At 61.9% G+C, this 10,139-nt stretch carries 11 protein-coding genes; 8 read left to right on the top strand and 3 right to left on the bottom strand.

Features of this window, described 5'->3' with window-relative positions:
• A partial coding sequence (locus NW809_RS00905) for an asparaginase (protein WP_414401346.1) occupies positions 1-316 on the top strand: 316 nt, incomplete at its 5' end.
• Between the two features lie 4 nt (positions 317-320).
• On the opposite strand, the gene NW809_RS00900 is transcribed toward NW809_RS00905, so the two are convergent.
• The gene (locus NW809_RS00900) at positions 321-1,001 is read right to left on the bottom strand and encodes a DUF3318 domain-containing protein (protein WP_414401345.1); all 681 of its coding nucleotides are present in this window, start codon (positions 999-1,001) and stop codon (positions 321-323) included.
• A gap of 175 nt (positions 1,002-1,176) precedes the next feature.
• A complete protein-coding gene (locus NW809_RS00895; RefSeq protein WP_099884135.1) occupies positions 1,177-1,668 on the bottom strand; it encodes a YajQ family cyclic di-GMP-binding protein in 492 nt (163 codons plus the stop codon).
• A gap of 118 nt (positions 1,669-1,786) precedes the next feature.
• Between NW809_RS00895 and NW809_RS00890 the strand changes: the two genes are divergently transcribed.
• Complete coding sequence (locus tag NW809_RS00890; protein WP_011429821.1) at positions 1,787-2,629, top strand: SDR family oxidoreductase; 843 nt, start codon at positions 1,787-1,789, stop codon at positions 2,627-2,629.
• Positions 2,630-2,741: 112 nt separating this feature from the next.
• A complete protein-coding gene (locus NW809_RS00885) occupies positions 2,742-3,104 on the top strand; it encodes an FHA domain-containing protein (protein WP_011429822.1) in 363 nt (120 codons plus the stop codon).
• Here NW809_RS00885 and NW809_RS00880 read toward each other — a convergent pair.
• Positions 3,101-4,366: a lipopolysaccharide biosynthesis protein gene (locus NW809_RS00880; protein WP_240530488.1), complete on the bottom strand. Its 1,266-nt coding sequence runs from the start codon at positions 4,364-4,366 to the stop codon at positions 3,101-3,103. The two genes, NW809_RS00885 and NW809_RS00880, sit on opposite strands and share 4 nt — an antisense overlap.
• A 121-nt stretch (positions 4,367-4,487) precedes the next feature.
• Between NW809_RS00880 and mrdA the strand changes: the two genes are divergently transcribed.
• The 5 genes from mrdA to NW809_RS00855 all read left to right on the top strand — a co-directional run bounded on the left by mrdA (position 4,488) and on the right by NW809_RS00855 (position 10,072).
• A complete protein-coding gene (gene mrdA / locus NW809_RS00875; protein ID WP_414401344.1) occupies positions 4,488-6,368 on the top strand; it encodes a penicillin-binding protein 2 in 1,881 nt (626 codons plus the stop codon).
• A gap of 333 nt (positions 6,369-6,701) precedes the next feature.
• Entirely contained in the window at positions 6,702-7,019 is a 318-nt protein-coding gene (locus tag NW809_RS00870; protein ID WP_011429825.1) for an HU family DNA-binding protein, read from the top strand.
• Positions 6,994-8,235: a threonine-phosphate decarboxylase gene (locus NW809_RS00865; RefSeq protein WP_346426044.1), complete on the top strand. Its 1,242-nt coding sequence runs from the start codon at positions 6,994-6,996 to the stop codon at positions 8,233-8,235. The genes NW809_RS00870 and NW809_RS00865 overlap by 26 nt, the downstream gene beginning before the upstream one ends.
• A gap of 26 nt (positions 8,236-8,261) precedes the next feature.
• The gene (locus NW809_RS00860; RefSeq protein ID WP_414401343.1) at positions 8,262-8,927 is read left to right on the top strand and encodes a hypothetical protein; all 666 of its coding nucleotides are present in this window, start codon (positions 8,262-8,264) and stop codon (positions 8,925-8,927) included.
• Positions 8,928-9,307: 380 nt separating this feature from the next.
• A complete protein-coding gene (locus tag NW809_RS00855) occupies positions 9,308-10,072 on the top strand; it encodes a hypothetical protein (protein WP_414401347.1) in 765 nt (254 codons plus the stop codon).
• The last annotated feature ends 67 nt before the right edge of the window (positions 10,073-10,139 follow it).

The following is a 10,139-nucleotide window of genomic DNA, read 5'->3' as shown; positions in this document are numbered from 1 at the left end:
CGCCATGACCCACCACCCCGAAATGGTGGCTGGTGAGGGATGTTTCGACACCGAATTGATGCGGGCCACCCAGGGAGAGTTGGTCAGCAAGTCCGGCGCCGAAGGGATCCAGTGCATTGGACGCGTCGGAGAGGGGATGGGCCTGGCCATCAAGGTCCAGGATGGAGCAGCGCGGGCCAAATATGCCTTGGCTTTGCACCTGCTGCAGCGTATGGGCTGGATTCAGCCTGCTGCTGCCGAAATGTTAGGGGAGCGCTTCCTCTCCATTGGCCCTTACACCCGCCTTGAGGTGGAAGGGGAACTGCGTATGCCTTGAGCCCTCAGCGCTGGAAAGGGTTTTGGAAAGGATTCGGGCTGGAGCTCTGCCCCTTGTTGCGGTACTTGGGGTTGATGGTCAGGGTGCCAGCTCCCAGGCCTCGCTGCGCCAAAAACTCCAGGTTGCGGAGGCGCATGGTGGTGTCGTAGTCGTTCTTGACGCGATCTTCCAGGATGGCCACCTGCTGCAACGCACTTAGCAAAATGGCAGCCGCCTGTTCGGAGGTGTAGCCATTTTGGGAGGCATAGCGCACGGCAAACTCGTCGGCTGCCACCTGGGCCTTCTGGCCTTTCTCCGCTTTGCGCAGAAGGAACACCGCTGACGCCGCCAAACCAGAGGCCAGAGCCACGCCAAGGTTGTCCCCCATCTGCAGCTCCACCAGGATGCCCATTGTGCCCGCTCCAATGAGAGCAGGGTACAGCAACAGCGCCGACCAGTTGTCTCCCAAGGCCAGCTCGGTGGCCATCACGGCTTCCCGCAAAAAGTAGATCTTCTGTTGATCGGGGCTCAGCTTCTGCCAACGGCTGAGGTCGATGGCAAAGCGGGTGTACTTCTGCCAGGGGAAGCGCCAGAGCGGCTGCACAACCCGAGATTGGTCAGGGGTGCCGATCTCGATCTGCACCTCGGGGCGGATCTCCACCGGGAGAAACTGGATCAGGCGATCGAACTCAGAGATAGTGTACATACTGGCACGGCAGAGTCGCGGCTGGAGATGGAGATCATCCCCATAGTAAGGGATCCTAGCTTTTTCTGCAGACTGGTTCCAAGAGAGGCTGTGGCGATGGGATGGCGAGAGCCGGGATCGCTCTGCACCAATCCTTATCATCAACCAGGGATCCCCCCGACTTTGTATCGGCTCTCTATCGGTAATTGACAAATTGGAGCGCCACCGGGTAATCCTGCTGCTTGAGCATTTGAATGACCGCCTGCAGCTCATCTTTGTCTTTGCCGGAAACCCGCACCAGATCCCCTTGAATGGAGGGCTGCACTTTTTTGAAGTTGTCGCGGATTTGTTTGGCAATCTGCTTGGCCAGCGCCGCATCGATGCCCTTTTTCAGCCGAACCACCTGGCGCACCCGGTTGCCGCCGGCACTCTCCGGAGGTTGAAAGTCGAAGATCTTTAGGGAGAGGCCCCGCTTGGCCGCCTTGGTGAGGAGGAGATCGCGAATGGAGTTGAGAGCCATCTCGCTGGCGGTGGTGATGGTCAGGGATCCCTCCTCCAGCTCGATTTCTGTCTGAGTATCCTTGAGGTCATAGCGCTGTTTGATCTCCCGCCGGGCTTGATCCACGGCATTCACCAGTTCCTGCCGGTCGAAGTCGCTGACGATATCGAATGAGTAGGTAGAGGCCATAAACTGTATCTTCGCTACCGCTCCGTATCTTAAGCCCTCAGGCCAAGCAGGGATCCCCAACCCCCAAAGAAGCTACAACAGGTAAAGGGATCCCAGTCCAGATTTGCGGAGAAGCAGGATGGCCGATGTTGTTTTAATTACAGGCGCTTCCGAAGGCATCGGCAGGGCCACGGCCTTTACCTTTGCCCGTGGCGGCTACCGCTTGGCGCTGGCTGCCCGTACCGCCGAAACCCTGAGACAAACCGCCATCGAGCTGGAGCAAAGCCTAAACGCCGAGGTCTTGGCCGTTCCCACCGATGTCACGCAGCCAGAACAGGTGCAAAACCTGGTGGAGAGAACCCTAGAACGCTATGGCCGCATCGATTGCCTGATCAACAACGCCGGCATCTGCCTGAAGGGCCCTTTTTTGCAAACCACCCTGGAACACTGGCAGGCGCTGATGGCGGTCAATTTTTGGGGCTACCTGTACACCATCCGGGCCGTGCTCCCCGATATGCTGAAGCGCAAAAAAGGTCAGATCATCAACGTGGGATCGGTCGGCGGCAAGATGCCCCTGCCCCAAATGAGCGCCTATTGTGCCAGCAAGTACGCGGTCAGTGGGCTGACGGAGGCGCTGCGGCTGGAACTGCAACCCCACGGGATCCAGGTGATCGGCGTCCATCCGGGCATTGTCAGCAGCAATTTTCTCAAGCGAGCCATTTTTTTGGATGAGGGGGGGCCGGAGTCCTCTCCCGATGGCCAATCGCAAGCCTCAGGTGGGAAAGCCCGCGAGCAAATGCAACAGGCGCTGGAGAGTTTTTGGGCCAGCCGGCCAGAAGAAGTGGCCGCAGCCATTTGGGACGCCGCTCGCCAGTCCAAGTCGGAGGTGGTGGTGGGCATGGCCCAATGGGCAGTAGGAGCCTATGCCCTTTTCCCAGAGCTGGTGGGCCCGCTGCTGCAAAGGGCCGCTGGCCGACCTTGAGATTTGGCAGGTCATCTTAGGCGATTCTGCAGCTCTGCCAATTCTGGAGTCGAGCTTCTATTCTATAGTATGGTGCTAAGGTTAGATTCGGGCAGTTGCAGCGGAAGGGATTATGGTTGATTCTGCGCCTTCTCCTCCGAGTGCTCAGCAGCACATCTTGGTCGTGGAGGATCGAGATGGCCGCCGCAGCCAGGTGCTGACCTCTGCGAAATACTTCATTGGTCGCGACCTGGCCAACGACATCTGCCTTAACTCCCAGTACGCCTCCCGCTACCACGCCATGCTGCTGCGCGTTCCTGCTGAGAAGGAGGGAGAGTACTACTACCGCATTCTCGATGGCGATCTGGAGGGTAGGCCCAGCACCAACGGCCTGCTGATCAACGGCCAGAAAATTTCTACCCACCAACTTAAGTCGGGGGATGTCATCAGCTTTGGTCCGGACGCCAAGGCCACCTACATCGTCAAGACCTCCTAGTTCGAGCTGGGTTGGCCTCCCTCTGGAAAGCGCAATTGCTGTCGAATTAGCAGCAGCAAGGCCAGCACCAGCGCCACTTCTGAGAGCAAGGTGGCCGAAGCCGCCCCTCGCCAACCCCACCTCGGGATCCAAACCGCATTCAAAAGCCCGTTGAGCCCCAGAGCCAGCAGTTGCAGGCGGCTGCGGGGCTTTTGCAACCCTGACCCGGTGAGCAGGTGAGACAGCAGCAGGTGGATCCCCTCCAGCAAGATCACCGGGCTAAGCCAGCGCAGGATGAGGGCCGTCTCTTGGTAAGCCGACCCCAGCACCCAAGGGATCCCGTAAGAGCCCAATGCCACCCCCAAGGCGGCCAAACTGCCGTAGCCCGCCACCCAAGGGGAAAGGTGCCAGGCGTAGCGGCAGCCCTGCGGCAGGCTTTTCTGTCCTTGGCGGCACAGCTCGGCAAAGTGGCTGGTGAGCAGAGCGATCATCGGCGTTTGCGAAAAGTTGATCACCCGGTAGGCAGCGCTGTAGAGCCCCCCCGCTGCTGCCGAGGCCAGGCGGGGCAAAAGCAGCTTGTCCAGGTCGGTGAAGGTTTTGGCCGCCGCCAGCCCCACGGCAAAGTCCCAGCCCGCCACCAGCCGTTCCCCCAGATCTCTCCAGGCCAGGGGGGGAGAAGGCTTGCTCCACCGTCCCATCCCCCGCGCCATCAGCAGCAGCACCGCCAGCACCATCAGCCCGTAGAGAATGGCCCATTGGGTTAGGGATCCCCAGCCCAAGGCCACCGCCAGCAGCACAGCCCCCAATCGCCCCAGCGCCATGCCGGTGTCGATGAGGGCCACGCCGGCAACTTGCTCTTGCCCAATCAGGATCCCTCGGTACACCTCAGGAATGGCGATAAACAGCAGGTCGCTGGCCAGCAGGATCCCTACCAGCAGGGGAGAAGTCTCCGCCAGCCAGAGGCTCAGGAGGGGCGCCAACAGCAGCGCCATCCCGCCGCAGCCCAGTCCGGCCAGCCACAGGCTGGGACTGATCTCCGGGGCAGCCGCGGCAGATCTCCGGTTGCTTAGGCGCTGGATCAGCAATTCCGATTGGCCCCAGTAGCCAAAGGGGGCAGCTAGGTTGCTGCAGGCCAAAATCGCGGAGAACACTCCAAAAGCTTCCGGCCCCAACAGCCGCGCCAGCAGGATGAAATAGGCCCCGGACAACCCCAGGCGCAGGCCATTGCCCACCATCAGCCAGGCAGCCTGGCGCAGCCGTTGTCGTTGCCCTGCCCTATCCACGCGGCCCTCCTGGACGAAGCTTGCCGCAGCCGGGGATACTGGAGGGAGGCCGAGACGGCCCGCCCAGACGTGTGACGTTGTGCGCTGGGTGGATGAGTTGCAACTTTTGCAGCAATTCTTCATGGCCAAACTTTACCCTGTTGGCGGCCCCGCCTCATCGGCGGGACGGGATCCGAAGACCCTGTTTTCTCTCCACTCCAGGCCCCCCGACCCGCGCCGCGTCCTTCCCCCGCCGCCCAGGAGCCCTCGCTGGCTGGGATCCCCGCCAGCCAAAGCGGTGGGCCAGGGCTACCGAGCTGTTGTCTTGCTCCTGCTGGCCAGCGTGTTGCTGTTTGGAGGGCTGGGATCCCGCCTGGCCTACCTGCAACTGGTGCGCACCCAGTATTACCGCCAGTTGGCCGATACCAACCGCATTCGTCTCTTGCCCCAGCCGCCGGAACGGGGGCGCATTGTGGATCGCAACGGCGTGTTGTTGGCGGGCAGCCAGCTCTCCCACTCGGTCTTCCTGTGGCCGCTGGTGCAATCGCGGCAGGGCTGGCAGGAGACGATCCCCAAGCTGGCCCGGTCCTTGAACATGGCTCCCGAAGAGATTGCCCAAAAACTGGAGCAGGCGGGCTATCGCTCCCCGTTTCCGGTGCGCATCCTGCGCAACGCCAGCCCCCAGGTGGTCACTCAACTGGAAGAGATGAGCCGCGAGCTGCCGGGGGTGATGGTGGAGGCAGAGACGGTGCGGTTTTATCCCCATGGCGACCTGGCCGCCCACCTGCTGGGCTATACCGGCGAGATCTCGCAGGAACAACTGCGGGCCGATCCCAGCTATCGCCTGGGGGATATCGTCGGCCTGATGGGCGTGGAGGAATTGTTCGAGAGCCATCTGCGCGGCCAATGGGGCGGGCGCCAGGTGGAGGTAGACGCCATGGGAGAAGTGCTGCGGGTGCTGGGAGAGCAAGCGCCTCGACCGGGCAACACCCTGCAGCTGACTTTGGATGTACGCCTGCAGCAGGCAGCGGAGCAGGCCCTGGGCCAGCAGAAAGGAGCAGTGGTCGCCATGGATCCCCGCGACGGCTCGATCCTGGCCATGGCCAGCTATCCCACCTTTGATCCCAACCTCTTTTCCAGCCGCATCACCCAAGCCCAGTGGGAGAGCCTGCAACAGCGGGACTTCCCCTTCCTCAACCGCGCCCTGCGGCCCTATCCCCCCGCCAGCACCTACAAAATCATCACCACCGCCGCCGGGATCGAGTCGGGAGCCTTTCCCCCGGATACGGTGCTGCAGACCGGCCCCTACATCCAGGTGGGCGGGTGGAGGTTCTGGGACTGGAACCGGGCCGGTTTCGGGCGGCTGAACTACCGCCAGGCGATGGCCTACAGCAGCGACACCTTCTTCTACCAAATTGCCCTGGGCACCAAGGCCGCCCCCCTGCAAGAATGGTCGCGCCGCTTCGGGCTGGGGCAATTGACCGGGATCGGCCTCAAAGGGGAAGCTGCTGGGCTGGTGCCCGACGCCGAGTGGAAACAGCGCCACTGGCGCGAGCCCTGGTACGTGGGCGATACGGTCAACATGTCCATCGGCCAGGGATTTATCACCGCCACGCCGCTGCAGATGGCGGTGGTAACAGCAGCGGTGGCCAACGGCGGCTGGCGGGTTCGCCCCTTGCTCTCGCAGCAGGTGATCCCGGAAAGCCCCGTGCCCCTGCGGCAGAAGGTGGGTCTTTCCCCCGCCACGCTGGAGATCCTGCAGCAGGGGTTGCGGGATGTGGTGGTCTACGGCACCGGCGGCAACGCCAACCTGGGGCCGGGCTTTCCCCCCACCGCCGGCAAAACCGGCACCGCCGAGGATCCGCCGCGGCGCTCCCACGCCTGGTTTGTCGGCTATGCCCCCTACGACCGGCCCGAATTGGTAGTCGTGGTCTTTCTGGAAAACAGTGGCGGCGGGGGTGGATCCCGGGCCGCCCCGATCTTCCGCGAGGTGATGCGGGCCTACTTCCAACGTGACTCGTGAGGCCCTGGGCGCGACTTGCCCCGGCATTCGAGGGGAGTGGATATTAGGATTATCGGTTGATCTCTCTTTGTTCCCAAAAAATTCCACTCAGCCCCCCCTAAAATCCCTTCTCCAACCGGCTTCTGCCCTAACTTGGCTGTAGAATATGTCAGTGATTTGGAGCCAAACTGCCACAATCCTGCCATTCGCGCCAGCGGCGCCTTGGCGCAGTGCAGGGCAAGCCCCGCTCCTAAAAACTGAGAACACTCTGGGCCGTGGTTGCTTCGCAGCACCTCGCAAGTACGCGGCCAGAGTCTGTTTTAACCCTATTGCCTAACTCACGAGGAGATCAGGATGAACAAGGCAGAGCTTGTGGATGCCGTCGCTCATCGCGCCAACGTAACCAAAAAAGAAGCTGAAGCTGTCCTGACGGCGGCGCTGGAGATCATTGTCGAAGAGGTCGCATCCCGCGATGAAAACGGTGAACCCAAAGGAAAGGTGACCCTGGTGGGCTTCGGCTCCTTTGAGGCCCGCAAGCGCAAACAACGGGAAGGTCGCAACCCGAAGACCAACGAGAAGATGGTGATCCCAGCCAGCATTGTCCCGACTTTCACTGCAGGCAAAACTTTCCGCGATGCGGTGGCAGGTGGCCACAAGTCTTCGGGAGTTTGACGGGATCCCAGCCGTTCGCGCTCCTCAGGCGGAGTTCTCTCAGCGAACCTGGGCTTTGGGATGGACAGGCGTGCAACGGCCTCAGCATGGTGGCAATCGCGCTTGGGGGGCAGCCATTGCCGGCTGCCCTGCCGAGGCTATTTTGGATTTTTCGGCCAGCCTCAACCCCCTGGGTCCGCCGCAGTCGGTTTTGCAAGCTCTGGCTCGGGCCCTGTCGGCGTCGGATCCAGTTGCGATTAGCCGCTATCCGGATCCCGACTACCGCGAGCTGCGGGCCTGTTTGGCGCAGCGCTGGGCGGTCGATCCGGAGTGGATCTTCGTGGGCAACGGGGCGGCGGAATTGCTCACCTGGGCGGCCCGCGATGCCCAGGGACGGGAGGTTTGGCTGCCCCGGCCGGCTTTTGGGGACTATGAGCGGGCCCTGCGGGCGGCGGGTGTAACCCTCAGGGGTTTGGATCTTTTGCCCTCTCAGGGATCCCCCCCCTTGGCCTTGCTGCAGAAAGAGATCCGGGCGGACAAGACAGGCCGGGTGCTCTGGCTAAACAATCCTCACAACCCGACGGGCCGGCTTTTCCTCCGGCAAGACATCTTGCCCCTTCTGCCCCAGTTCGAGCAGGTGGTGGTGGATGAGGCTTTTATGGACTTTTTGCCAGGAGACGCCCCGCAGGAGCTGCCCCCTCTGGACGCCAGCTCAGAGGTGGGAGAGCTGCCCCGCAGCCAGACTTTGATCCCTCACCTGGAGGCCCACCCCAACACCATCGTCATCCGTTCGCTGACCAAGTTCTTTACCTTGCCCGGCTTGCGCATCGGCTTTGCTGTGGGGCATCCGGATCACTGGCGGCGCTGGCGGCAGTGGCGGGATCCCTGGAGCGTCAACGGATTGGCGGCGGTGGCGGCGGCGGCGGCTCTGGCAGATGAAGACTTTCGCCGGCGCACCCTGGCCTGGCTGCCTACGGCGCGGGAGCATTTGCTGAGAGGTCTACAGGGGCTACCCGGCTGGGATCCCTGGCCCGGCCAAGCCAACTTTGTGCTGGTGCGCTGCCCTGGCTCCGCTACGCAGATTCAAGAAAAGCTGTTGCGGCAGCACCGCATCCTGGTGCGGGATTGCCTGAGCTTTCCAGAGCTGGGGGATCGCTATCTGCGCATTGGCCTAAGAACCCTGCCGGAGCAGGAGCAGTTGCTATCGGCCTGTCGAGAGATCTTGGAAAATAGCTAGAGAGCTTCTTTCTGGCGAGAGGGATTATGGTTGAGGTGGTGACTCCCCTTTGGCGGGAGTGCGAGGCCTCTATCGTGAAGGGGGTGGCCCACCACAGCGATCTGGAACTGCTGCGAGCCTTTCAACGGCAGCCGCAGGCGGCGCGCTACTTCATCGCCCTGTTTTGCCGCTACTGCGCCTGGGTGGATGGGATCCTGGCCGAGCATCTGCCCCCGGAGCAGCGGGCTGCTTGGCGAGAGGAGGTTTGGCTGCGCCTGTATGCGCGCCTTCAGCATCTCGATGTCCGCACGCTCCAGAGCGAGGGGGGCGGGGATCCGGTGCTGGCACCCTGGCTGGCGGCGCAAATCCGCGAGCTGATCTGGCCTTTTGCGGGGCGGTCTGACGGCGCTGCTGAGGGTGAGGCTGCCCCTCCTCAAACTGCGAGCGCTGGTGCAGCGAAGCCCCCTCTTTCGCCGGCATTGGCCTGTTACCTGAGCGCGGCTCTGGACAACTTGCCGGGAGATATGCGCTTTATTCTGCTGCTACGGGATCGGTTTGGTTGGTCGCCGGAGCGCATCGCTGCCCAGCTCAAAGCTGAAAGGTACTACCTCGCCCCAGAGGAGGTGGATGCCATTGTTGCCTCCGCTCGCCAGCTCCTGCTTCAGCATCTGCCGGCAGATGTGCGCGCCCTCTATCTTGCGGCCAATCCCTAGAAGAAGGCCTTCGGCTTGTGGCATGGTAGTGATGGCTTGCCTTTGTCCCTGGGGTTGGCTCTGTGGTTAAGCGGTTCTCGGGTTCAGCACCGGATCGGTTCTGCTGGCTTCCTAGCTCTTAGTCTAGCGAGGGTGAGTTGCCTATGAGTTTTTCTCCACTTCCCTCAGATGCTACTCGACCCCTACCGAGGGCCCCGCAAGCCCAGCCGACTCCTCAACTGACGCTTCAGGAAGCGCTGAGCTGCTTGCATCTGGATGAGCTCAAGGAATTGGAGCGATTTCGCCTCTGGCAACGTTTGCAGCGCAGGCCATCTGTCCCCTTGCCGTGGGCAGATCCCCTTGGAAGCGATATCCCCGTGGAGCGCTCTTCACCTGTGCTGATGCAAGAAGTCGTGGAAGACTTGGAGGAGGAAGAAACGCCACGGCCGGCGGGGGTGCTCTCCCCTCTTTGGGTCTTGCTGGTGTGGGCCCTCTCCTGCGCGGGGATCGGCTTTGGGGTGCGCTGGCTGATCTGGCCGGAAGAGCTGTCGCTTCCCCAAACCGCTGTCCTGGCCCACAAGACGGAAAAAGGGATCCCTGCCCAGGTGGATTTGGCCCGGTTGCCCTTGCTTCCCCTGGAGCCGCTGCCAGGACAGGTAGGGGAAGAGTTCTATTCAGGTGGGCTGGATCCCAGTCAGTTGGCGCTAGGGCTGGCCAACACTCCCAATCTGGAGGAGCTGCGGGTCGATCCCCTTCAGGATGTCGCCAACTTGTTGGACAGCCTACAAACCAACTTGGCCGCGGCTGCACAGAAACCTGCTCCTTCCCGCCCGAAAACAGTGGAGAAAGTGGCAGCCAGCCTGGAGCGCCCCTCCCAGCCCAAAGTGGCCACTGTTTCAGAATCTTTGCTCACGGTGCCCCTGCACAGCAACGATCTCGATTCCTTGGGGCCTAACCGCGGCGAAGGAACTTTTTTGGTGCTGATCACCTACTCCGGAGAGGAAAGCTTGGCGCGAGCTCGGCAAGTTGCCAATGACGCTTTTGTAAGAGATGTGAACGGCCAGAAGTTCGTGCAGTTGGCAGCATTTGAACAACTGGAATATGCCCGCTACCACGCTGAAACTTTGAAGAACAAGGGCTTCAACGTCACCATTGCCGAGCAGTAGCTTTGGCCAGCGGTCGGCAGGATACCCGAAGGTTAGTTACAGCCATTCATTGACAAGTAGCAGTGGA

The sequence above is a fragment of the Synechococcus sp. WC101 genome (assembly GCF_047461555.1).
Classification (GTDB): Bacteria; Cyanobacteriota; Cyanobacteriia; order Thermostichales; family Thermostichaceae; genus Thermostichus.
This window is presented reverse-complemented; position numbering and strand designations above follow the sequence as displayed.